Here is a 23,170-nt window from a genome sequence, read left to right as displayed (position 1 = left end):
GTGAAAATATCCATTATTGGGATCGGTGGGGTCGGAGGTTACCTTGCCGGATACCTAAAAAAATATGAATCAGGGAATCTGACCTTGATTGCTCGGAAAGATCACAAAAAGGCCCTTATTGAGCAGGGACTTTATGTGGAAAGTGATGCCTTGGGAACGCTTCATCTGCAGCTGCCTGTCGTCGAAGATGCTTCCCAGCTTCCAGCACAGGACGTCATCTTTATTTGCGTCAAGGCTGACCAATTGACGCAAGCACTGGAAAACATCAAACCCATTGTGACAGATGGAACCATCCTCGTTCCCATCATGAATGGAGCTGAGCACAAAACGTGGCTGCGCCGCATCCTTCCTGTGGGGCGTATCGTGGATACGGCCCTGTACATCAACAGTGAAATGGATGAACACTATGGAATCCATGAACGAGGCAAAGTGGTGCGTCTTTATATAGGCGGCGATGATGAAGAAGCGGTGACCGCTGTCCATAACCTGTTCATCCATCCGGGGTTTCGCTGTTATGAAACCTTGGATATCCGCCTTGAGACGTGGGAAAAGTATATTTTTAACTGTGCACTGAACCTTATTACGGCTTATTATGGAAAACCTTTGGGCAGCGTCCTTGCTGAACCAGAAAGTAAGAACCTGATCCAGGGCCTGCTTGCAGAAAGTGCGGCTGTTGCTGGCGCGATGGGTGTTATCCTGCCTAATGATCTCAAACGGGCCCATTTTGAACGTATCACCCAAAAAGAAGACCGAATGGAGACGACCTCTCTTTCCCGGGATATCGTCTTGGGGCGAGCCGGTGAACTGGAACTGTTTTCCGGATTTCTTATTGATATGGCTAAAAAATATGCAGTTCCTGTCCCTGTGACCAAAAAAATAGATGAAGCCATTCGTCAAAGACTTGAGACCGTCCAAAAGGAGAAAACAAGATGAAAATCGTATTCGTCGGAGACAGCCTCGTCAGCTGCACCAATGTTGCCCTTGCCGCCACGTGGCCGGAAATTGCCGCCAAAAAGCTTGGCTTTACGGCTGTCAATCATGCTGCCGGCGGTCGCCTGACCATCCTTATGCGGGGGATGTTTTGCAGCGATGCCTTGGCAGAAGCCCCGGACGGCGTCTTTATTCAATGCGGCATCAATGATGTTCTGCTTGATGAACCCCTGGAAAAGATGAAAGAAAATATCTGCGTGACCCTTGATACGGCAAAAGAAGGCGGCATCCCCCTCATTATGCTGGGAAGCCCTATCTTGGCGCGGCCGGAAAGCACGGAAAAGGGATGGCAGCTTCCCAGTGAATTTGCTAAACATGATGCAGCCCTAAAGGCCTACCGGCAGTTCCTCAAACAAGAGGCTGCACGCCGTGACCTTCCTTTCTTTGATATGGAGGCCGTATTTGAAGCAATCCAAGAAAAAGCCAGTGAAAATCTCCTTGTTGATGGTATCCATCCAAATGAAAAAGGATATGCCGCGCTTGCCGATGCGTTTGTGGACTTTTTCCGTCCTCTTATGGGAGATCGTGTATGAGCCGTGATGTATCCGTCATGACAAGGTCTGTCATGCTCAAGATGGCCAATTCAGCGGGTCATCTTTTTGGCGGTACCCTGATGGCCTGGATGGATGAACTTTCGGGCATAACAGCACATCGTTTTGTCTGGACAAGGGTGACAACGGCTGCTGTAAAGGGCATGAATTTCTATGTGCCTATTCACTATGGCCGTGTCCTTGAACTTGAAGGCCGTGTTGTTCATGTGGGCCGCTCTTCTTTGGATGTGGAAATCAAGGCCTATCTGGAACCCGTGGAAGAAGGAGGTGAGCGGGTTCTTGCCGCTGACGCCGTTTTTGTCTATGTGTCCATCAGTGAAACGGGCCGCCCCCTTCCCATTCGGCGGCATCTGGAAGGAGAAGAACCATGATTCATTACTTTACAGGGACTGGCAATTCCTATTTTATTGCCTCCCAACTGGCAACATCCCTGAACCTTTCCCTTCACGCCCTGAAAGAGGGCCCTGTAGAGGATCGGGATCCTGTTGTGGGAATCGTCTTTCCCGTCTATTTTGGGGATGCACCGGACTTTGTGACAGACGCGTTGGAAGGTCTCACGTTTCCCGGGACCCCTTATCTTTTTGCTGTAGCCACAAGTGGAACGAGTTTCGGTGCGGCTTTTCAGAGTATTGACAATGCCCTGCAAAAAAAGGGGCAACACCTTGCCTTCGCTGCCCATCTTGCCATGGTGGCAAATAGTACGCCTGCCGTGCGCCAGCATATTGCCTATGCTTATGAAAAACTCGTGACGGCGGAGAAAGCCCTGCCCCAACTTGTCCAAAAGATCAAGGACAGGACCTCTGACCGGTCCCTCATCAAGGGCTCCCTCATGGCTTCCTTTTTCCGGACTTCCTTGGGGAAGTCCCTGGGCAGACGCTGGTTCCGTCTTGGTGTGGATGCGGCGCGCTGCGTCAAGTGTGGTCTTTGCGTGCGCCTTTGTCCGGTAGGGAACCTATCCTTGGGCATGGATGCGGTTCATATGGGGAAAACCTGTACGTACTGCCTTGCCTGCCTTCACGCCTGCCCCAAACAGGCCATTACTATTCGGGAGCGGCACATCCTGAAGGAAGATCAGTACCATCATCCCAATGTCCCATTTACAGGACGGTAAAAAAAGAGGATCCCTTTCCCAAAATGGAGAGAGATCCTTTTTTGATGTCGTTACTCTGTTTTGCGGCCCGTACTTCCATAGATGATGAAACCGAGGAAGCAGGCTGCCATGAAGAGCCATTTTACAAAGACGGCGAGCCCTTGGGGCATGAACATATCGTAATACCCCTTGAGGTAGATGACCAGGATAAAGAACGGCAGGCCGTACATGAGGTAATTCTTGATGCCGGAAGGGACATTCATGCCCGTTCCTTCATTGGCTTCTGCCAGGAATCGTTCCCAGCCCCAGCCATTTTTCTTTGTGCAGAAGAGGACAAAAACAAGGCTTCCTAGTGGAAGCAGGTTATTTGATACGATGAAGTCTTCTAAGTCAAGGACGCCGGATCCCGGTCCCAGAGGCTGGAAGTCCGACCAGAGGTTGAAACCCAGAACGCAGGGAAGCGATAGGGAAATAATGAGGACAATGTTGATGAGGACGCTCTTGCGACGGGTCCATCCCTTGAGGTTCATGCCAAAGGCAATGATGTTTTCGAAGACGGCAATGACGGTTGACAGTGCAGCAAAGGAGAGGAAGATGAAAAAGAGCATGCCCCAAATCTGTCCGCCGGGCATCTTTACAAAGAGGTTTGGAATGGTGAGAAAGATCAGGCTTGGTCCTGCATCAGGCTTGATGCCATAGGCAAAGCAGGCCGGGATGATGATGAATCCTGCCATGAGGGCAACAAAGGTATCAAGTGCCGTAATGGTGACCGCTTCTCCGAGGAGACTGCGGCCATGGGGAAGATAGGCCCCAAAGATCAGCATGGCTCCGATTCCGATGGAGAGGGTGAAAAATGCCTGGCTCATTGCGGCGAAGATGACATTGCCCCAGCCAATTTTTGCAAGGGCATCAATGTTCGGTACCAGATAAAAACGGATCCCCGCTTCGGCTCCCTCAAGGAAGAGGGAATGGACGGCAAGGATGACCATGAGGCCTAGGAGAAGGACCATCATAAATTTGGTAATGCGCTCCACTCCATTTTGGATTCCGAAGAAGCAGACCACAAAACCAAATAGGCAGGCAAGAATCATCCAAAACCCCATGGTCCTGGGGCTTTGGAGCATGGCTCCAAAGGTTGCGACGACGGTCTGCGGCGCGGCGCCTACAAAAGTTCCGATGAAATGGAGATAACAGTAATAGAGCATCCAACCCGTGACGGTCGTGTAGTACATCATGAGCATATAGCATCCTATAATGCTGATCCATTTGAAATGATGCCAGCGGGTTCCCTTTGGTTCCAGGATATCAAAGCTGCGGGCCGCACTGCGCCGGCTGCCGCGGCCAATACCGAATTCACAGATCATCACCGGAATGCCCATGATCAGCAGGAAAAAAAGATAGATGAGGATAAATGCGGCACCGCCAAACTGGCCGCAGAGATAGGGAAATTTCCAGACATTCCCGATGCCAATGGCGCATCCAGCGGATACAAGGATGAAACCAATGCGGGTGGCAAAAGAGTCCATAGGATTATTGCTGTCGTTCATGCTAGACACCTGCTTTCTTTATAAAGAGTGGAATCAGCGTGGTTTTATCGGTTTGATCGGCGTAGGCGGAGCTGCGTGAAGGGGCTGCTGCACGGGAGACTGAGGCGGGGTAGACGGCGTGGATCCCTTGGGAAGGGATTTTTGCCCCGACTGAGGAAGGCCCGGACTCATGGGCTGACGCACGCCGGTCTCTTTTTTCGCTTTTTTCAGGGCGCGGGCCTTATCCGCCTGCTGGCGTTTGACCATTTCTTCCTGGCGGGCTTTTTCCCGTTCTTTTGCTTTTAGGGCTGTATTTTGGAAAAAGAGGCCCCCTGCAAGGAGTGCCATTAAGAAAAGAGCAATGACGGTTGTGATCCTGCCGTGGGAACGTGGGCTGTCCGTTTTTTGGGATGCCCTATGGAAAGGAAAGACCATGGGGAAACCTCCTTTTTTGTTTGGAATAACATGATTCCATTATTTTACTATTCATTGAAGAAAAGTGAAATAGGAAATGTGAAAAAAGTGTGGGAAAAAGGGACGTTTTGATAACATTGCTTCTTTTGAAACAGCTCAGACTAAGGAAATGCCCTTGCTGCGGTACGTAATGCCTATTTTGAGGACACGATTTCTTGAAATCTGTCATTTTTAGAGGCCCTTATTTTATGTTATAATAACAGGGATTCGCTTTTATTGAAGCGGGAAGGAGCCTTTTCGACCGATGCATAAAAAATACTTCTTCTTTGATATCGATCAGACCTTGGGGGTAGGCATTACTAAAGTGGTTCCTCCTGATACACAGTACTGCCTTGATGAACTTCAGCGATGCGGTCATTTTGTGGCCCTTGCTACGGGACGGCTCCAGTATGATGCGGCGCAGTTTGCTTCTGCTCATGGTATTGGCAGTCTCGTTGCCGATGGCGGGAACAGCCTTACTGTAGACGGCAGGCTCCTCCAGATGGAAGGCCTTCCCCTTGAGCCGGTAAAGGCCCTTCTTCGCGATTTGGAGCAGCGCCGTCAGCCTTGGGCGGTGGTGATTGACAACACCTATGACCGTTATACGCCCTATGCGGATTATCCGCGGGATGATCCGCACAACTATATGAATACTCTTGTTGGGCCGGTAGATATCGAGTCCCTGCAGAACGTCTATAAAGTGACTTATGCGCGGGAAAAGGCAGGAAAGTCCCCTGCGCCAACCCATGGCTTGCCTCATTTACCTTTTATCGACGATACCTATCTTGTGGAACCTGTTGATAAGGGGAAGGGGATTGAGAAAATGATGGCCCTGCTGCATGCCAATCCGCATGATGCCGTGGTTTTTGGTGATGGCCTCAATGATCTTGCCATGTTCCGTAAGCCTTTTTTTTCCATAGCTATGGGGAATGCTCGCCCAATCCTCAAAAAGCGAGCTGATTATATCACCAAAGACGTTGACAAAGGGGGCATCCTCTATGCCTGCCGCCATTTTGGCTGGCTGCCGGAGGATCCTGCTGCACCGTTTTAGGAAAGGAGTCGTTATGCTCGGAATTGGTCTCATCCTTGCACTTTTGGCTGTAAGCTTCATTGGTCATAATATGAGCATGGTCTATTCCTGCCTGATCCTATTGGCCCTGCGTTTCCTGCTGCCCCACAGCGCTCTTGAGTATGTCGCTGGTCACGGGATCAACTGGGGAGTGATTATCCTTACTGTTGCCATCTTGGTTCCTATTATTGACGGCCGGATCGGTCCGGCGGAAATGAAAGCCAGTCTTTCAGGCGGCGTTGCTATCTTGGCGCTTTTTATTGGTCTGCTTGTCGCCCTACTGGGTCGGTGGGGAATCGCCATGATGACGACCGATCCCCAGATTACCCTGACCCTTATGATTGGAACTGTCCTTGGCGTTATTTTCTTCAAGGGAGTTGCCGTAGGACCTCTGATTGCCGGGGGTATAACCTATGTGATCCTGACCGTCTTGAAGATGCTGGGATTCATGGGTTCCTAAGAAAGGAAGTCTTAAATATGAATAAGCAGAACCGGTTCTTTCGCCATAAGGGACTTGCAGGGGCACTTGCCATGGTTGCTGTCATTCTTGCTGTGGCCTTTGCTGCGGGCTATCATTTGCCTGATGCGGCAGCTAAAAAAGGAAAGGAAACCGCAGCCCTGACGGAGACACAAAAACAAATGCCTCAAAAGGCACCGGAACCGGCTATTTCCCCGGAAAAGGCAAAGGAAGCCGACCGCAAGGAGTCTATTAGCCTTGACGCGTCAAAAAGCTACCATATTATAGTCGAAAAGAAGGCCCATCGATTGTCCCTTCTGTTGGGGGATACCGTGGTCCGTTCCTATGGCTGTGCCATTGGTAAGGGCGGCCTCGGACAGAAACAGCGGCGCGGTGACAATATGACCCCCGTTGGGACTTTTACGGTTGATGAAATTGATGATGCTTCTTCCTGGACCCATGACTTTGGCGATGGACGGGGTGAAATTGCCGGGGCTTATGGCCCTTGGTTCATCAGCCTCGATACAGAGGCCCTTAGCGGAGGCGCTTGGGATGGCATTGGGATCCATGGAACCCATGATCCTCAAAGTATTGGGACGGATGCATCTGAAGGATGTATCCGTCTTCACAACGAAGACCTTCAGGAATTGCGTTCCGTCGTCAAGGTGGGCACTGTCGTTGAAATTAAAGACTAAGGATTGCGCTTTGTTGCTGGCAAGGCAGATTCCCTGAAAGGAATCTGCCTTGCGGTCATTTCAAAGGGAAAGGAGAAACTCATATGGCAGAAACTTCACAGCAGAATATTTTGGGCTATGCTCCCATTGGAAAACTTCTTAAATCGTTTGCTTGGCCTGCCATCATATCCATGGTGGCCAATGCTTTATATAATGTGGTCGATCAGATCTTCATTGGCAATGCCGTTGGTTATCAAGGCATTACGGCAGCGACCGTTACTTTCCCCATTGTGACCATCAGCATTGCAGTCAGCGGTCTTATCGGGATTGGGTCTTCCGCTTACGCGGCGATTCTCTTGGGTGAGGGCCGTCGTGAGGACGCGGAAACGGTTCTCAATACCCAAACGACAGCTGGTCTTTTTGTGGGAATCGTTCTTATGGTTTTGGGACTTTTTTATCTGGACCCGCTGCTGCGCGTTTTTGGTGCTACTGATGCTACGCTTGCTTATAGCCGTGATCTGGGTGGGGTCTATATCTTGGGCCTTCCTGTGACGATGCTCATGATTGGATGGTCCAATATGGCCCGTACAGATGGTGCACCTTTATTTTCCATGAAGGCCCTGCTTTCAGGGGTCTTTTTGAACTGCATCCTTGATCCGGTCATGATTTTCCTGCTTGGATGGGGCGTCCTTGGTGCCGGGATTGCCACCGTGACCGGACAGATTGTTTCAGCGCTGCTGCTTTTCCAATATTTTTGGCACCATGGCACGCTGCGCTTAAAAAAAGCAAAGCTCTGTCATCCGGATTTTTTAAAACTGCGCCGTGCTGTCGCCATTGGCGCTTCCAGCTGCCTGCTCCAGGTGAGTGCCACCATCATGCAGATTATCCTCAACAATTCCCTCCTTTACTATGGCAATCAGGCGGCTGTCAGTGGGGATGCAGCCATTGGAGCCATGGGGATTGTCATGAAGGTCAATATGATCTTTATCTCCATTTCTGTCGGCATTGGGATTGGGGCTGGGCCCATTATCGGGTTCAATACAGGTGCGAAACACTACGACCGCGTGCGCAAGGCATATTTTCTGGCCGTCCGATATGCCCTTTTGGTAACGACTGTAGGCTGGATTGCGTGCGAAACCATTCCTCATGTGCTGCTTCAGTTCTTTGGGAGCTCGGATGCGCCGCTTTTCCTCCACTTTGCCCAGGATGCCATGCGGATTTTCTTGGGTGGCGTCTTTACGGCAGGATTCCAGATTATTTCAACAAGCTATTTCCAGGCGACCGGTCAGCCGCTTAAAGCGTCCATCCTTTCCATGCTGCGTCAATTTTTCCTGCTCGTTCCTTTAACGCTGATTATGCCTCTTTACTATGGGCTGTATGGAATCCTTTATGCCGGACTTGCTGCTGATTTCATTTCCACCTTGGTCATCATCCTGTTTGTATGGAAAGAAGCCAAACGACTTGACTCACGAGCCTAATAATCGCGATTATTAATTCTAATAATACTTATTAAAAATAAAGCAAAGCTTTAATGTGGCATGGCGCCTAGTACTTTAAAAAAACAACCTTGACTAATTTAAAGGTAATGATTAAAATATAGTCAGATAATCATTATTAACTATTAAAATGGGTTTAGTGATGAGCGCATCTTTTGGAGGAAAGGGCGCAGACGATATTTTTTACGGGAGATGATTGATTATGTATACTGCCTCCGAACTTGCCAAGATCCTTCGGGATAATGGGTGCAAGGTCACGCCGCAGCGACTGGCTGTGTATGACATGCTTTCCCATACGACGGAGCATCCGACCGCAGAAATGATTTACCAGAAGGTCAAGGAACAATATCCGACGATGAGTTTTGCTACAGTTTATAAATCTGTAGAAATCTTCAGCAAGCTTGGTGTTATCCAAGTGCTCAACACAGGGGAGGACAGCTTCCGCTACGATGCCAAGACGAGTGAACATCCTCACATCAAATGCACGAAATGTGGACGCGTCAACGACGTTTCCCATCTGGATGCAAGAGCTGTGGAAAGCCTTGTTGAAAATGAGACGGGCTTCAAAGTCAATGGTCATCAGTTCTATTTCTACGGAATCTGCCCGGATTGTCAGAAGAAATAAGGGTGATGAGAAAACACCGGACTGTTAAAGTTCGGTGTTTTTTTACATCTCCGCCACGAATTTGTTATAATTAGGCGTATACTGTTGGGGTAAGACCCATTTTTATCAAGGCTGCTTCCAATGGTGATACATAAGGCCTAGGACATGATCCTGGGTCAATTGAGAGAAAACCAGGTATTTTCTATGAAAACATCGTTCAAAATTTCTGTTCTTGCCAGTGGAAGTAGGGGGAATGCCGCCCTTATCCAAGTTGGCCCGACGGCAATCCTCATCGATGCCGGGATTTCCTGCCGGCGGATTGTCCAAGGACTCAAAGAGAGGAACCTTTCGCCGCGTGACCTCGGCGGGATTTTTCTCACTCATGAGCATAAGGACCATATTGCAGGTCTTGAGGTTTTTGCACGGACCTATGGAGAGGTTCCCATCTTTGCTAGCGAAAAAACCTGGACCCGCCTTCCTTTTCGGCGTACCATGAACCGTGACCAGATGCGTGTCCTTCCTAGAAGCTGCGTGGTAGGCGGCCTCCGGATCCAACCTTTTTCAATTCCCCATGATGCCATTGACCCTGTCGGTTATGAGATTTTCTATAATGAACGCAAATGCACTTATCTTACAGACTGCGGCTTTGTGACAAAGACCTGTGAACAGGCCGTTGATGGAGCAGAAGCCTTGATCCTTGAGGCAAACCATGATGAGGATATGGTGCGGGGTGGTCCTTATCCAGCACCGTTAAAGGCCCGAATCCTCGGGCAGGAAGGCCATTTATCAAATCGTGCCGCGGCAGATCTCCTGGAGAAGGTGGATGTGCCGCCTGAGGTTGTCTTTTTGGCTCATCTGAGCGAAATGAATAACTCACCGCGCCTTGCCTATGATACGGTGAAAAGCGTCTTGGAAGACAATCCCAGGACGCGGGATGTGACCCTATATGTAGCCAGTCAAAAAGAGGCGGTCAGCAATTTTTCCTTGAAATAAGGTGAATCCATGAAAAAGAAGTACTTGTTTCTCAGCGGCTTACTTTCGGCCCTGCTCTTAGTGGGGGTATCCCCAGTCCAAGCCGCGCCGGAGGTATACCAAACAAAACAAGAGGCAGAGGCCGCCCTTAAGGCTCATGCCAAGGAAATCCACGAAAATACACTGCGCTATGGCGTCAGCGTAACAGAAGGCAGTAAGCTCGTCGAAGACAATCGTCTCTATAAAGATGGCAAGATGCCTCCCCTTACGGAGAAAATGGATGTTCTCAACGCTCTTTTTAGCAGTATGCTGAAAAAGGAGAATCTTGACTTGAAGGTCCGTACCCTTCGCGTAGCAAAAGATGAGGGAAAGGTTACCATTGGGAATCCGACCCTCTTTTTCCGAGCGGTCGACCTGTCGGATTATAAGATTGTTGAGCTTGGAAAGAATCGGCGCGTTGCTATACCCGTGGAGTTCATCGTTCTTCATCGAAAGGATGCGGAAAAGGCTTTGAGCCTCGTTCCGCTTGGCTATCTGGAAGAAGATAGGAATGGGAAGAAAACCTATGCTCTGCTTGATTTTGAACATTACAGTACAAAGGAACTCGGCGCCCTCAAGGAAACGAAGGACCTAGTGAAAGCGCGTCGGACAAAAATTGCTAAGGAAAGCCGTGATGAGGCCATCGCAGGCCTTCTATTTGCAATGAAGCAAGAATCTGCAGCAGCTCCTTCCAAGGCAGCTGCTCTGCAATAACAATAGAGGGGGAAGCCATCTATGAAAAAGCATATTACTGAGAAAACCCTGATGAAAAAGACCTTGCTTGCCCTTGCTGCCATGAGTGTCAGCATGAGCATCTTTGCTGCCGGCTGCGGCTTTGCGGGAAAAGCTCCGGAAAAGGAGAACTCGACGTCCAAGCCCGCTGTCACGCAAGAACAGAAAATGCAGGAAGTCGAAAAGAATATGAGCTCGGCGCGCAATACGCCGATTGTGAAGGCCGCCAAGAAGGTTGGTCCTACGGTTGTTGGAATCACAAACAAGGCCTTGGTACGGGATTATTTCAACAGGACCCAGCTTGTTGAAAAGGGCGTCGGGTCAGGTGTCATCTACAGTAAGGATGGGCTTATCGCGACCAATAACCATGTCGTCGAAGGCGCCAAGGAACTTGTCGTCAGTCTGCCGGACGGAAGGACTTATCCGGGCCGCGTGTTGGGGACGGATCCAACGACGGATCTTGCTGTTGTAAAGATTGATGCCAAGGAAGATCTGCCTGTTGCTGAATTTGGCGATTCCGACAGTCTGATGGTCGGTGAGCCTGCCATTGCCATTGGCAATCCCCTGGGTCTTGAATTCCGCGGTTCGGTTACAACGGGCGTCATCAGTGCTCTCAACCGTTCTGTCGATGTGGGGGAACGAAATTTTAAATTGATCCAGACCGATGCTGCCATTAATCCGGGCAATTCAGGCGGAGCCCTTGTCAACGCCGATGGGCAGGTCATTGGAATCAACAGTGCCAAAGTCGCCGTAAGCGGTGTTGAAGGCATTGGTTTTGCCATTCCCATCAACGAAGCAAAGCCAATCCTGGAAGCGCTGGCAAAAAATGGGCGGGTTGCCCGTCCCTTTCTCGGTGCCAGCCTCATCGATGAAGAAACAGCTCAGCGACTGGGGTTTGGACTCGATCTTCGGGGCGGTCTCTTTGTTGCGAAACTGGTGGCCGGCGGACCTGCTTATCAAGGCGGGATCAGACCTAATGACATTATTCTTAAGTTTAATGGAAAGGCTGTGAAGACCGTGGCCGCCCTTCGGGATGCCCTGAATGCCTGCAAGGTCGGTGACACGGTGCCTGTCACGATCCTTCGCGGCGATGATGAAGTGGATAAATCCGTGACGCTGACGGAAATCCCGAGGACCAACTCGTGATTCGCATCACCCTTGCCTGTGTAGGGCGCCTCAAGGAAGACTATCTAAAACGTGCCGAAGCGGAGTTTGTAAAACGTCTCGGCGCCTATTGTCAGCTTGAGACCAAAGTCATCATGGAGGAAAAGATGCCGGATCGGGTATCTTCCCAAGAAGAAAGGCAGATCCTTCAAAAGGAAACAGACCGTCTTTTACGGATCATCCCGGAGCATTCTTTCGTCATTCTCCTTGATCTTAGGGGAAAGGAACTTTCTTCCCCTCAGTTTTCGCAGAAATTGGAAGCTCTTATGGTCCAAGGTGTCAGCCACCTGACTTTTGTCATTGGCGGTCCTTTTGGGTATACCGATGAACTGCGGAAAAGGGCCGATTTTCGTTGGTCCTTTTCACCGCTTACTTTTACCCATCAAATGATTCGTATCCTTCTTTTGGAGCAGGTTTATCGTGCCTTCAAGATTATGCGAAACGAAAAATATCATCACTAAGGAACCTACCGTATGAATCGAAAAGTTGACCTACATCTTCATACCATTGCGTCGGATGGTAGCTGGACGCCCCGGGAAGCGGTTCTTGCCGCCAAAAAGGCAGGACTCGGAATTATGGCTGTGACCGATCATGATTCTCTTGGAAGCGTGGCTCCTGTCATGAAACTTGCCCCCAAAGAGGGCATCGAGGTGATTGCCGGCGTTGAGATGTGCAGTACTTATGAAGGGCGCTGCTTTCATATCCTAGGCTATGGGTTTGATTGCTCGAACCCTATTCTTCTAGCACATCTTGCCCATAACCGCCGTCTTTTGGAAGAAACGGATGAAAGGGCCATTGGAATCCTATCTGAAGAAGGCTGGCCCGTTTCCATCAAGGAGTATCGGGCCTATGTCTATGATCCGCGCCGCGGCGGTTTCAAGGCCCTCTTTTATCTCATCGATAAGGGGCTATGCCGGGATGTAAAGGACTTTTTCAGCCGCATCTTCATTAAGAAGCGGGGCCTTGATTTTCCTGTTTTTCCCTCTATCGAAGAGACCGTGGCGACCCTTCACAAAGCTGGCGGGGTGGCCCTTTTGGCCCATGCGGCAAGCCACTTTCATGGCCCGGGGCTTGCTAGGACTTTGGAGGCAGTAGGGGAAAAGCCTCTTGATGGCTTTGAATGCTATCATCCTGCCCACAGCAAGGAAGATACAAAGACCCTCCTTGCCTACTGTCAGCAGCACCATAAGCTCATCAGCGGCGGCAGCGACTGTCACGGCCGTTTTGTTGACGGGCGCATCATCGGTCATCCGGATATCCATGAATCGGAAATCCGCCTCTTCTAAAGAGGAACGGACCTATGGTAAAATAATTAGAGCGGACATGGCGCGCCTTTTGTGGAGCGCCTTTTTCTTTAGCACTGTCAAGAAAAGGGGAGAACAACATGACAAAAGCTAAGGTTTATATGACGGATTTTCGTGTTCCTGTGGGACTTAGCCTGCCGGAAAAGCTCAAGCGCCTGTGTCGTCGTGCGGGTATGGAAAAGGAAATTGATTTTGAAGGAAAGTATACGGCCATTAAGATGCATTTTGGGGAACTGGGCAATCTGGCATCCCTGAGACCCCAGTACGTCCATGCGCTGGCAGACCTTGTAAAGGAAGCCGGCGGCCTGCCCTTTTTGACAGACTGCAATACCCTGTATCCCGGCAGCCGTAAAAATGCGCTGGAACATCTTGAATGTGCAGCCCTAAATGGCTACAACCCGATTACAACGGGCTGTCAGGTCCTCATTGGTGATGGGCTGCGAGGCACCGATGAAGTGGAGGTCCCGGTTCCAGGAGGGGAGTATATCAAGAAGGCAAAGATCGGCCGCGCTATCATGGATGCTGACGTCTTCATCAGTTTGGCGCATTTCAAGGGCCACGAATCAACGGGTTTTGGCGGTGCCATCAAGAATATCGGCATGGGCTGCGGAAGCCGGGCCGGCAAGATGGAGCAGCACTCTTCTGGAAAACCTGTTGTCGATGAGTCGCTCTGCCGTGACTGCAAACGCTGCGCCAAGGAATGCGGTTCGGATGCCATCACTTACGAAAAGGGCAAGGCCCACATCGATAAGACGCGATGCACTGGCTGCGGCCGCTGTATCGGGGCGTGTTCCTTTGATGCCATTGAAACCGTGGAGTGGGATGCCAACGAGCTGCTTGACCGTAAGATGGCGGAATATGCCTTGGCCGTCGTTCATGGCCGGCCTGCTTTCCATGTGAACCTCATTGTCGACGTGTCGCCCAATTGTGACTGCCATGGGGAAAATGACGCGCCTATCCTGCCTAACCTCGGCATGTTTGCGTCCTTTGATCCTGTCGCCTTGGATCAGGCCTGTGCGGACGCCTGCCTTGCCGCTTCTCCCTTGATGAACAGTCAACTTTCTGATCATCTGGCCGAGAAGGGATGGGAGAACCATCAAGATCATTTTCTTGACAGCAATCCCCGTGTCGATTGGAAAACGACGCTGGAGCATGCAGAAAAGATCGGTCTTGGTACCCGCGACTATGAACTTGTGGTCATGAAATAAGGAGAAGTTATGTCCGATTATCAAATCAGCCCCGTCTATCCCGGCGATACCCGTACCTTGGCAGATGTTAAGGCTTTGCTGCAGCAGGAAGGAATTCGCCTTGATCCCCATGTGGATTACACTTGCGTCATGTACGATGAAGAGTACCATGCTATCGCCACGGGCAGCTGCTTTGGCAATACCCTGCGCTGCCTGGCTGTTAGCCATGACCATCAGGGTGAAAGCCTCATGAATGAGATTGTGTCCCATCTCATCCAGTATGAATATGACCGAGGAATCATCCACCTCTTCCTTTATACAAAATGTTCATCAGCCCTCTTTTTTGGAGATCTGGGTTTCCATGAAGTTGCCCGGGTGCCAGATCAGGTTGTTTTTATGGAAAAGGACCCGAATGGCTTTACCTGCTATTTGGATCACCTGGCGGGAAAAAAGACGCCCCAAGGGCGCATTGCTGCTATTGTAATGAATGCCAATCCCTTTACCTTGGGACACCGTTATTTGGTGGAGCAGGCCTGTAAGGAAAATGATTGGCTCCATCTTTTCATGGTCAGTGAAGATGCCAGCTATTTTCCCTATGCGGTCCGTAAGCGGCTCATCAAAGAGGGAACTGCCGACCTTAAGAATATCATTTATCATGACAGCGGTCCCTATATTATCAGCAGTGCCACGTTCCCCAGCTACTTTCAAAAAGATGATTTGGCGGTCATAGAAAGTCATGCCAACCTGGACCTTGCTATTTTTGTAAAGATTGCCGAGCGGCTCGGCATCAAGGCTCGCTATGTGGGGGAGGAACCGACAAGTACCGTCACGCGACGCTATAATGAAATCATGGCCCAGCGCCTTCCTGAAGCGGGTATCTGCTGCCGCATCATTCCCCGCAATGTAAAAGGCGGGGAAACAGTGAGTGCCTCAACGGTCCGCCGAGCCCTGCATGACGGGGATTGGGAGACCGTGGCCCGCATGGTTCCGGAAGTCACCCTTGCATTTCTACAAAGTGACGAAGCTCGTCCTATCCTAGCCCGCATCTGCAAGGATGACCTCAAAAATATTGTTCATTACTGATATCAAAGAGGCTGTGAAGAAATGATGGATTCATTTTTTGCGGCCTCTTTTTTCTTTTCTTGGTAATTTGATTTTTCCTTGGCAAGGTGGACATGGCTGTCTTGATGGCAGGACGTGGGAGGTAACGGCACGTGGGTAGAAGGAAAAGCCCCCAGGCAAGGCTCTCCTACGTGAAACGAATCCTTGTACGATGAGGCATGGATCCACGGTTTCCAAGTCATCTTTCTTAAGCTATGGGTTCACACTCTGTATCCATTCGGCCTGATTCCTGGTCTGAGGAATGACCAGTGTGCCCCTTGCTATTCCTACTGTTTTCGGGTATAATAAATTGTCAAAATTCCATATGCTCATCAAGAGTGGCGGAGGGAATGGCCCTATGAACCCACAGCAACCATGGCCTCATGGCCAACGGTGCTAAATCCTGCAATGTAATGATTGTAAGATGAGAGAAGATAAGGACTCTCATCGTGAGAGCCTTTTTTCTTACCCAAAGGAGGAATCATGAGAAAATTCTTTACGTCAGAATCCGTAACCGAGGGACATCCTGACAAAATTGCCGATCAGATCTCTGACGCTGTCCTGGATGCTATCCTTGCCAAAGATCCCTATGCCCGCGTTGCCTGTGAAACGCTTGTGGCAACCGGTCAGATCCATGTGGTTGGGGAAATTTCCACGGACTGCTATGTTGATATTGCCAAGATTGCCCGCCAGACCGTTATTGATATCGGCTATGACCGTGCCAAATACGGGTTTGATGGATCGACCTGCGGCGTCCTCATCTCCATTGATGAACAGTCCCCGGATATTGCTCAGGGCATCAATGAATCGGATGAAGCCAAGCAGGGTAAAGAGGACAGTGATGACAAGATCGGTGCCGGTGATCAGGGCATGATGTTTGGCTATGCCACGGATGAAACGCCGGAATATATGCCGCTTCCCATTTCGCTGGCCCACCGTTTGGCCCGTCGCTTGGCTGAGGTTCGCAAGAATGGAACCCTGCCTTACCTGCGTCCTGATGGAAAGACACAGGTGACCGTAGAGTATGACGGCGATTGTCCTATCCGCGTCGATACGATTGTTGTGTCGGCCCAGCACAGCGAAGAGGTCAGTCAGGAAACCCTGCGTCGGGATATCATGGAACAGGTCATCCGTCCCATTGTTCCCGAGGGGTTCCTCGATGAAAAAACCAAATACCATATCAATCCGACAGGCCGTTTTGTAATCGGCGGCCCCCAAGGTGACTCCGGACTGACAGGCCGGAAGATCATTGTTGATACCTATGGCGGCATGGCCCGTCACGGCGGTGGTGCGTTCTCCGGTAAAGATCCAACGAAGGTGGATCGTTCCGCTGCTTATGCAGCCCGTTATGTAGCAAAGAATGTTGTTGCAGCTGGACTTGCCAAACGCTGCGAAATCCAGCTTGCCTATGCCATTGGTGTGGCTCGGCCCGTTTCCATCAGCGTCAATACGTATGGAACAGGGGTCATCGATGATGCCCAAATTGCAGATCTCATCGAAGAGACCTTCTCCCTGACGCCGGCAGGAATCATTCGCAGCCTTGACCTGCGCCGCCCGATTTACAAACAGACCGCGACTTACGGACATTTTGGCCGGACAGACGTAGACTTGCCTTGGGAGCGGCTTGATAAAGTGGATGAACTGAAAAAGGCGTTGAATTGATATGGATTATGCAAAGGTTGCTGTCAACCTGCCCCTTAAGAACCTCTTCCGGCAATTTACCTACAAGGTTCCTCCCAGCCTGGACTTTATTGGTGAAGGCTGGCGGGTCGTGGTGCCTTTCGGACGGCAGCTCCTGGAAGGCTTCATCGTAGAGGCAGATGAAGCTCCTGATGCCAGCCTTGCAATCAAATCCATTGTCGACGTCGTCGGGACGGAACCTTGGTTTGATGAGGAGATGCTGGGAACTGCCCACTGGATTGCCCAGTACTACCTCTGTCCTTTGGCAGAGGCCCTGCGGCTTTTTATTCCTGGCAAAAAAAGCATTGCTGCCGTAGGACGCTACTATGCTGAGCCCGGTGCAGAAGGGCTCCTTTCCGAAAGGGAAAGGAGCCTTTACACCTATTTAGCCCAAGAAGGGGCCATGACACGCCGAGAGATTGCCCGTCTTGAGGGGGGGGAAGGGGCCCTTAAAGGCCTGATCACCAAGAAAGCGGTTTCCTTGACCTATGAAGTTACCTATAAACTTAAGGAAAAATTCGAACGGACCGTTGCTCTTTCGACAGATGGTCTCGCCCAGAAAGAAGCGGGGATTCTGCGCGGGAAAGGACAGCTCCTTGTTCTTTCCCTTCTGCAAGGAACGAATCCGCTTCCTGTGCGTGTCCTTGAGGACCGCGGCGTATCAGCTGGCGTCATCCGGAACCTTGTGTCAAAAGGCATCCTTACCGAAGGAAAGCAGCGGGTCCTGCGTGACAGCTACCATGCGGACGCTGCTCCCAGGGATGAAATGATCCTTACCGATGAGCAGCAAGCGGCCATCAATGCCGTCGAAATCTGCCGCAAGAGGGGAACGTTCCATACGTTTCTTTTGCGTGGGGTGACCGGAAGCGGTAAGACCGAGGTCTATCTGCGCCTGACCGATAAGGCTCTGCGGGATGGAAAACAAGTCATGGTCCTGGTACCTGAAATTGCCCTTACGGATCAGATTGTGAAACGCTTCAAGTCCTGGTTTGGCAATGCTGTCGCCGTGGCCCATTCCAAATTATCGGCCTCGGAACGGGCTGATGTCTGGGACCGGATGAGAAACGGAAAGGCCCGCGTCCTGATTGGGGTTCGGAGTGCCGTTTTTTGTCCTTTCAAGGATTTGGGACTTGTCATCATCGATGAAGAACACGAAAGTACCTACAAGCAGGAAGAACGGCCGGGCTACAACGCCCGCCTTGTTGCCCAAGTAAGGGCCAACGCTCACGGTGCGCCTGTCGTCTTGGGTAGCGCAACGCCGGATCTGGAAACGTACTACTGGGCCCAAAAAGGACGCTATACGGAACTTATCATGAATGAGCGTGCCCATAAGGGGGCTCATCTGCCGGCCGTTTCCATTGTCGATATGCGGGAAGAGCTGCAAAAAGGCAATAAAAGCGTCTTTTCCGATACGCTCCGTGATGCCATTGAAGAGACGGTCAAGTCCGGTGAGCAGGCTATTATCCTGCTTAACCGCCGCGGTTTTTCGACTTTTGTCATGTGTCGTGACTGCGGTGAATCAATCCAGTGTCCCAATTGTGCCGTCGCCCTTGTGTATCATGCCAAACAGGCACAGCTTGTCTGTCATTACTGCGGTCACACAGAACCGGTACCTAAGGTCTGTCCCAAATGCGGGAGCAAACGGATCCGTTTTTTTGGAACGGGAACGGAAAAGGCAGAAGAGAGTCTCAGGACCCTCTGCGAAGGCATCCGTCCCTTGCGGATGGATCAGGATACGACGGCAAGGAAATTTTCCCATGAAAAGATCATGCGCGCTTTTCGCAGCGGCGAGTACAACGTCCTTTTGGGAACACAGATGGTTGCCAAGGGACATGATGTGCCCAATGTGACTCTTGTCGGAATCCTTTCTGCTGATTCCACCCTCAACTTGCCTGACTTTCGCAGCGGTGAGCGCTGTTTTGCCCTTTTGACACAGGCGGCTGGCCGAGCCGGGCGGGGGGATAAGCCGGGACGTGTTATTTTTCAGGCCTACGATGCGGAAAATCCTATCCTGCGCATGGCGGCCGAACAAGATTACGTATCCTTTGCCCGGGATGAGCTGAAGCAGCGTCAGGATCTTCAATATCCGCCGTTTGTGACCATGCTGAAGATGACGGTTCATCATGAAAGTGAGACAAAAGCCTTGGAACTTGCCCAGCGCTTTGTTAATGCCTTGGAAGCCTTTCAGTTGGAGTCTAAGGTGCCATACCAGATCCTTGGGCCCTTTCCGGCCCTTGTGCCCGTTGTTAACAGGGTCTGGCGCGTCAATGTCCTCATCAAGAGCCAGCATATGAAGCCAATCAAGGACTGGATCCGGGCTTCTGGATTTCTGGAAAATGGAAACCTATATTTTGATGTCGATCCCATCAGCGTTATCTAGAGGCCATTGCAGGGCCATCTGCAATGGCCCTTTTTGGCTTTGCGGCATTGCCGTCTAAAAACGTGCATTCCCCTGGTCATATGTGATAGAATAAAGGGTAAAATAACTGCGTCAAGGCCCACTTTTCCTGAGTGGGAAGAAAAAGACCGCATGAATGATAAAAAGGAGAGAACCATGTCCCTATTACCGATTGTAAAAGTTGGGGCTCCAATCCTTCGCGAGAAGGCAGAAGCCGTTACCCGTTTTGATAAGAAATTGGAAAAGACCCTGAAAGCCATGGCTGAATCCATGTATGCCAACAACGGCTGCGGCCTGGCTGCTCCCCAAATTGGCCTTTCCAAGCGTATGATTGTCATTGATGCCGACGATGGGGCAGGCATCCGGGAGTTTGTAAATCCTGTCCTTTCTGAATTCAAAGGCGAGGAAATCGATACGGAAGGATGCCTCAGCGTGGATGATTATGAAGGGGAAGTTAAACGCGCGGCTGAAGTGACGGTCCGGTTCCAGGACCGCAAAGGCGGTCATTGGCGCCTTACAGCAAGCGGGCTCCTAGCTCGTGCCCTGCAGCATGAATGTGATCATTTGGATGGGATCCTCTTCATTGATCGGGCCTTGAGCCTGAGCCCCAAAAGGAAGGCGGAATAAATCGTGAAGCTTGTATTTATGGGAACCCCGGAATTTGCTGCCTCCAGTCTCCGGGCCTTAGTGAAACAGCAAAAACATGAGATTCTTGCTGTTGTGACCCAGCCGGACCGTCCCAAGGGACGGGGCCATAAGCTGATGATGAGTGCGGTCAAGGAATATGCCCTTGCCGTGAATCTGCCGGTCCTTCAACCGGAACGGGTGAAAGATCCGGCCTTTATGGAAGAAATGAAGCGCCTTTCCCCTGATTTGATCGTCGTAGCGGCTTTTGGACAGTTCCTGCCCAAGGCTCTATTGGACCTGCCGCCTTTTGGCTGCATCAATGTCCATGCTTCCCTGCTGCCGGCCTACCGCGGCGCCGCACCTATTCATTATGCAATCTTAAAGGGCGAGAAAAAAGCTGGCGTGACCATTATGCAGATGGATACCGGAATGGATACAGGCGCCATGCTGGAAAAAGTTTCCGTGCCCATTGGGCCGGAAATGACGCAGGGTGAACTTCATGATGAATTAAAGGAAAAGGGCGCTGCCCTGCTTCTTCAGACCATTGATGACCTATCAGCAGGGACCGTGACCGCAGAACCCCAAGAAGAGACCAAAGCAACGTACGCATCGCTGATCACGCGGGATATGGAACATCTTGACTGGACGCTTTCTGCAGATGCCCTTCACAATCAGATTCGTGCCTTTAACCCCTGGCCGGGCACGTATACGATTCTGCCGGACGGCAAACGACTGAAGGTTTGGAAGAGCCATGTTCTTCCCGGATCGGCTGAGCAAGCTCAACCAGGACAGATCCTCGAGGCAGACAGCAAGGGCTTTCACATTGCCTGCGGCACGGGCGTCCTTGCTGTCCTTGAATGTCAGCCTGAAGGCAAACGGGCAATGGCGGCCCAGTCATTTGTAAATGGTCAGCAGATTGCAGTTGGAGAGATCCTTTCGTAAGGAATGATAATCGTGAGTAGACCTAAGAAACGGCTTTTTATTGTGCTTATTTCCCTTGCCGCCCTTCTTATGGGCGGAGCAGCGTATGGCCTGTGGCACATCATGGTTCCCGGTCTTGCCGCATTACATCCCGCCTTGCCCCTTGTTGTGGGTCTTGCAGTTCTTTTTCTTGCCCTCAGCCTTTTTGTGGGGATTGGTGGGATTGTCCTGGCCATTCTGGGATTCCCTACGATCCGGTTCTTTTATTTCTGGGCGTGGAATGTCATCAACCTGATTTACCCCATTGCTATCTTCCTTGGGGAGATGATGCACATTTCAAAGATGCGGATAGAGCAGTCTTTTATCGAAGTGAGCAACCATTTGGTCCGGCGCCAGCACATCAAAGTGCCTGCGGACCGTCTCATGATTCTCACGCCTCACTGCCTGCAGCTGGATACCTGTCCCTACAAGGTTACACGGGACATCCATAACTGTCATCAATGCGGTCGCTGCGGCGTTGGGGACCTGCTTCATCTATCCCAGAAATATGGCGTTCATGTCTATATCGTAACCGGCGGAACCCTTGCCCGGCAGGCCGTAAAGAAGGTGCGTCCGAAGGCTATCCTAGCCGTGGCCTGTGAGCGCGACCTTACAAGCGGTATTCAAGATGTCTTTCCCATGCCCGTCATTGGCGTCTTGAACCGGCGTCCCAATGGGCCCTGTTTCAACACCAGTGTAGATATTGATGCCATCGAAGAAGAAATCAAGACCTTTATCAGTGGAAAGGATAATGACCATGCATGATGCCCAAAATCCAAGGGAACTGGCCCTGCTTGTCCTCGATGAGATCTATGAACGCGGTGCCTATGCAAATCTTGCTCTGAATAAGGCCCTGAGGGGAAATGGGTTGTCTTCGCTCGACCGTAAACTGTGTACGGAACTTGTCTACGGAACCGTGAAGACAACGGGGACCCTTGATTGGTACCTGTGCAGGGTCATCAACCGTCCCTTTCGGAAGATGGCACCTCGTCTGCGCACCATCCTCCGTATGGGGGCTTATCAGATCCTTTATCTCGAACGTATCCCAGATTCGGCCGCTGTCAATGAGTGTGCCAACCTGGCCCGTTATTATGTGAATGAAAACAGTGTCAAGCTCGTGAATGGGGTCCTGCGCCAACTGTCACGGACCAAGGCTACATGGCAGTTCCCGCAGAAAGAAGAGGACGCGACACTGCGTCTGGCCCTTACTTATTATCATCCTGAGTGGCTCGTGCGACGCTGGAAGTTCCGCTTTGGACTTCCCGAAGCGGAGGCTATGTGTGCTTATGATAATGCAGTTCCGTCCCTTTGCCTGCGCGTCAATACCCTTTTCATATCCAGAAAGACCCTCTTGGAGCGGCTCCAGGCTGATGGCTGTGAGGTGGAACCTTCCAAATGGTCACCTGACGGGATTGTTTGCCGGCATTTACCCAGCCTTGAAACCCTCATGAAGGAATGGGGACGCTTCCTTTACATCCAAGATGAAAGTTCCATGCTGGATGCAGATGTGCTTGCCCCTAAACCGGGGGACTTGGTCCTTGATTTTTGTGCTGCCCCAGGCGGCAAGACAACCCATCTGGCGCAAAAGATGGAAAACAAGGGGAAAATCATTGCCATGGATATCCATGACCATCGTCTTACCCTTATTGAAGAAAATGCGACTCGTCTTGGGATCACGAATATCCGTGCCCTGCTTCATGATGGAACAAAGCCCCTTCCTGGTTTTGAAAATCGGGCTGACGCGGTTCTTGTCGATGCGCCTTGTTCGGGGCTCGGTGTCCTTAACCGTCGGGCAGAAGCGCGCTGGACCAAAAAGGAACGGACCCTCAGTCAGTTCCCACCCCTCCAGAAAAAGATCCTTGCCCAGGCCGCGGCTTGTGTGAAGCACGGCGGCAGGCTCCTATACAGTACCTGTACCTTGGAACGGGATGAGAACAGCCGTGTCCGCACGGCCTTTCTGGAAAGCCATCCTGAATTTCGCAGCAAGGCCTTCCTCCATCCTGTGACGGGAGAGCGGGTGGAAGAACTCCAGATCCTTCCCTGGCGGGATGGTATTGATGGGTTCTATCTGGCCCTGTTTGAGAAGGTGGAATGAA

The 23,170-nt window shown here is 51.0% G+C and carries 24 protein-coding genes and 1 riboswitch; of the genes, 22 read left to right on the top strand and 2 right to left on the bottom strand.

Annotated features, from left to right (window positions below; all coding sequences use genetic code 11):
• Genes DW817_RS01680 through DW817_RS01665 form a run of 4 tightly spaced genes read left to right on the top strand, consistent with a single transcriptional unit; the run spans position 1 to position 2,652 of the window.
• Entirely contained in the window at positions 1-933 is a 933-nt protein-coding gene (locus DW817_RS01680; protein ID WP_243634041.1) for a ketopantoate reductase family protein, read from the top strand.
• Complete coding sequence (locus DW817_RS01675) at positions 930-1,523, top strand: GDSL-type esterase/lipase family protein (RefSeq protein WP_009016281.1); 594 nt, start codon at positions 930-932, stop codon at positions 1,521-1,523. The genes DW817_RS01680 and DW817_RS01675 overlap by 4 nt, the downstream gene beginning before the upstream one ends.
• The gene (locus DW817_RS01670; protein ID WP_021736611.1) at positions 1,520-1,912 is read left to right on the top strand and encodes an acyl-CoA thioesterase; all 393 of its coding nucleotides are present in this window, start codon (positions 1,520-1,522) and stop codon (positions 1,910-1,912) included. Before DW817_RS01675 ends, DW817_RS01670 begins: the two co-directional genes overlap by 4 nt.
• Positions 1,909-2,652 (top strand): EFR1 family ferrodoxin, encoded by a 744-nt coding sequence (locus DW817_RS01665; RefSeq protein ID WP_009016279.1) that lies wholly within the window; start codon positions 1,909-1,911, stop codon positions 2,650-2,652. The genes DW817_RS01670 and DW817_RS01665 overlap by 4 nt, the downstream gene beginning before the upstream one ends.
• Positions 2,653-2,702: 50 nt before the next feature.
• Here the strand turns inward: DW817_RS01665 and DW817_RS01660 are convergent, their stop codons facing one another.
• Positions 2,703-4,178, bottom strand: a complete 1,476-nt coding sequence (locus DW817_RS01660) for a sodium-dependent transporter (RefSeq protein WP_120110714.1) — start codon at positions 4,176-4,178, stop codon at positions 2,703-2,705.
• Positions 4,179-4,211: 33 nt separating this feature from the next.
• On the bottom strand, positions 4,212-4,592 hold the full coding sequence (locus tag DW817_RS01655; protein WP_009016277.1) for a hypothetical protein: 381 nt from the start codon (positions 4,590-4,592) through the stop codon (positions 4,212-4,214).
• A gap of 283 nt (positions 4,593-4,875) precedes the next feature.
• Here DW817_RS01655 and DW817_RS01650 point away from each other — a divergent pair, with 283 nt between their 5' ends.
• The 18 genes from DW817_RS01650 to rsmB all read left to right on the top strand — a co-directional run bounded on the left by DW817_RS01650 (position 4,876) and on the right by rsmB (position 23,169).
• Positions 4,876-5,661 (top strand): HAD hydrolase family protein, encoded by a 786-nt coding sequence (locus tag DW817_RS01650; RefSeq protein WP_009016276.1) that lies wholly within the window; start codon positions 4,876-4,878, stop codon positions 5,659-5,661.
• The gene (locus DW817_RS01645) at positions 5,609-6,139 is read left to right on the top strand and encodes a DUF441 domain-containing protein (protein ID WP_016459933.1); all 531 of its coding nucleotides are present in this window, start codon (positions 5,609-5,611) and stop codon (positions 6,137-6,139) included. The genes DW817_RS01650 and DW817_RS01645 overlap by 53 nt, the downstream gene beginning before the upstream one ends.
• Positions 6,140-6,156: 17 nt before the next feature.
• Positions 6,157-6,831 carry a L,D-transpeptidase gene (locus tag DW817_RS01640; protein ID WP_021736615.1) on the top strand — a complete coding sequence of 225 codons (675 nt, stop codon included), beginning with the start codon at positions 6,157-6,159 and terminating at the stop codon, positions 6,829-6,831.
• An 83-nt stretch (positions 6,832-6,914) separates the two neighbouring features.
• Complete coding sequence (locus DW817_RS01635) at positions 6,915-8,288, top strand: MATE family efflux transporter (protein ID WP_120110710.1); 1,374 nt, start codon at positions 6,915-6,917, stop codon at positions 8,286-8,288.
• A gap of 220 nt (positions 8,289-8,508) precedes the next feature.
• The gene (locus DW817_RS01630) at positions 8,509-8,931 is read left to right on the top strand and encodes a Fur family transcriptional regulator (RefSeq protein WP_009016272.1); all 423 of its coding nucleotides are present in this window, start codon (positions 8,509-8,511) and stop codon (positions 8,929-8,931) included.
• A 183-nt stretch (positions 8,932-9,114) separates the two neighbouring features.
• Positions 9,115-9,903, top strand: coding sequence for an MBL fold metallo-hydrolase (locus tag DW817_RS01625; protein ID WP_009016271.1), 789 nt, complete (start codon positions 9,115-9,117; stop codon positions 9,901-9,903).
• A gap of 9 nt (positions 9,904-9,912) precedes the next feature.
• Positions 9,913-10,635, top strand: coding sequence for a hypothetical protein (locus tag DW817_RS01620; RefSeq protein ID WP_009016270.1), 723 nt, complete (start codon positions 9,913-9,915; stop codon positions 10,633-10,635).
• Between the two features lie 21 nt (positions 10,636-10,656).
• Complete coding sequence (locus DW817_RS01615; RefSeq protein WP_009016269.1) at positions 10,657-11,799, top strand: S1C family serine protease; 1,143 nt, start codon at positions 10,657-10,659, stop codon at positions 11,797-11,799.
• On the top strand, positions 11,796-12,278 hold the full coding sequence (gene rlmH, locus DW817_RS01610) for a 23S rRNA (pseudouridine(1915)-N(3))-methyltransferase RlmH (RefSeq protein WP_009016268.1): 483 nt from the start codon (positions 11,796-11,798) through the stop codon (positions 12,276-12,278). Before DW817_RS01615 ends, rlmH begins: the two co-directional genes overlap by 4 nt.
• Before the next feature lie 12 nt (positions 12,279-12,290).
• Positions 12,291-13,103, top strand: a complete 813-nt coding sequence (locus DW817_RS01605; RefSeq protein ID WP_021736617.1) for a PHP domain-containing protein — start codon at positions 12,291-12,293, stop codon at positions 13,101-13,103.
• A gap of 98 nt (positions 13,104-13,201) precedes the next feature.
• Entirely contained in the window at positions 13,202-14,329 is a 1,128-nt protein-coding gene (locus DW817_RS01600; protein WP_021736623.1) for a DUF362 domain-containing protein, read from the top strand.
• A 9-nt stretch (positions 14,330-14,338) separates the two neighbouring features.
• A complete protein-coding gene (gene citC, locus DW817_RS01595; protein ID WP_021736620.1) occupies positions 14,339-15,391 on the top strand; it encodes a [citrate (pro-3S)-lyase] ligase in 1,053 nt (350 codons plus the stop codon).
• A 344-nt stretch (positions 15,392-15,735) separates the two neighbouring features.
• Positions 15,736-15,840: riboswitch (SAM riboswitch) on the top strand.
• Positions 15,841-15,889: 49 nt separating this feature from the next.
• The gene (gene metK / locus DW817_RS01590; RefSeq protein WP_367281724.1) at positions 15,890-17,071 is read left to right on the top strand and encodes a methionine adenosyltransferase; all 1,182 of its coding nucleotides are present in this window, start codon (positions 15,890-15,892) and stop codon (positions 17,069-17,071) included.
• Position 17,072: 1 nt separating this feature from the next.
• Positions 17,073-19,469: a primosomal protein N' gene (gene priA / locus DW817_RS01585; RefSeq protein ID WP_120110706.1), complete on the top strand. Its 2,397-nt coding sequence runs from the start codon at positions 17,073-17,075 to the stop codon at positions 19,467-19,469.
• 174 nt (positions 19,470-19,643) lie between these two features.
• Positions 19,644-20,114 carry a peptide deformylase gene (gene def, locus DW817_RS01580; protein WP_016459963.1) on the top strand — a complete coding sequence of 157 codons (471 nt, stop codon included), beginning with the start codon at positions 19,644-19,646 and terminating at the stop codon, positions 20,112-20,114.
• A gap of 3 nt (positions 20,115-20,117) precedes the next feature.
• Positions 20,118-21,056, top strand: coding sequence for a methionyl-tRNA formyltransferase (gene fmt / locus DW817_RS01575; protein WP_021736612.1), 939 nt, complete (start codon positions 20,118-20,120; stop codon positions 21,054-21,056).
• 3 nt (positions 21,057-21,059) lie between these two features.
• Positions 21,060-21,839, top strand: coding sequence for a DUF116 domain-containing protein (locus DW817_RS01570; protein WP_009015888.1), 780 nt, complete (start codon positions 21,060-21,062; stop codon positions 21,837-21,839).
• On the top strand, positions 21,832-23,169 hold the full coding sequence (gene rsmB / locus DW817_RS01565; protein WP_120110702.1) for a 16S rRNA (cytosine(967)-C(5))-methyltransferase RsmB: 1,338 nt from the start codon (positions 21,832-21,834) through the stop codon (positions 23,167-23,169). Before DW817_RS01570 ends, rsmB begins: the two co-directional genes overlap by 8 nt.
• The last annotated feature ends 1 nt before the right edge of the window (position 23,170 follow it).

The sequence above is a fragment of the Acidaminococcus sp. AM33-14BH genome, assembly GCF_003603525.1.
GTDB classification, from domain to species: domain Bacteria; phylum Bacillota; class Negativicutes; order Acidaminococcales; family Acidaminococcaceae; genus Acidaminococcus; species Acidaminococcus intestini.
The sequence above is the reverse complement of the archived record's forward strand: the minus strand, read 5'-3'. Positions and strand labels throughout refer to the sequence as shown.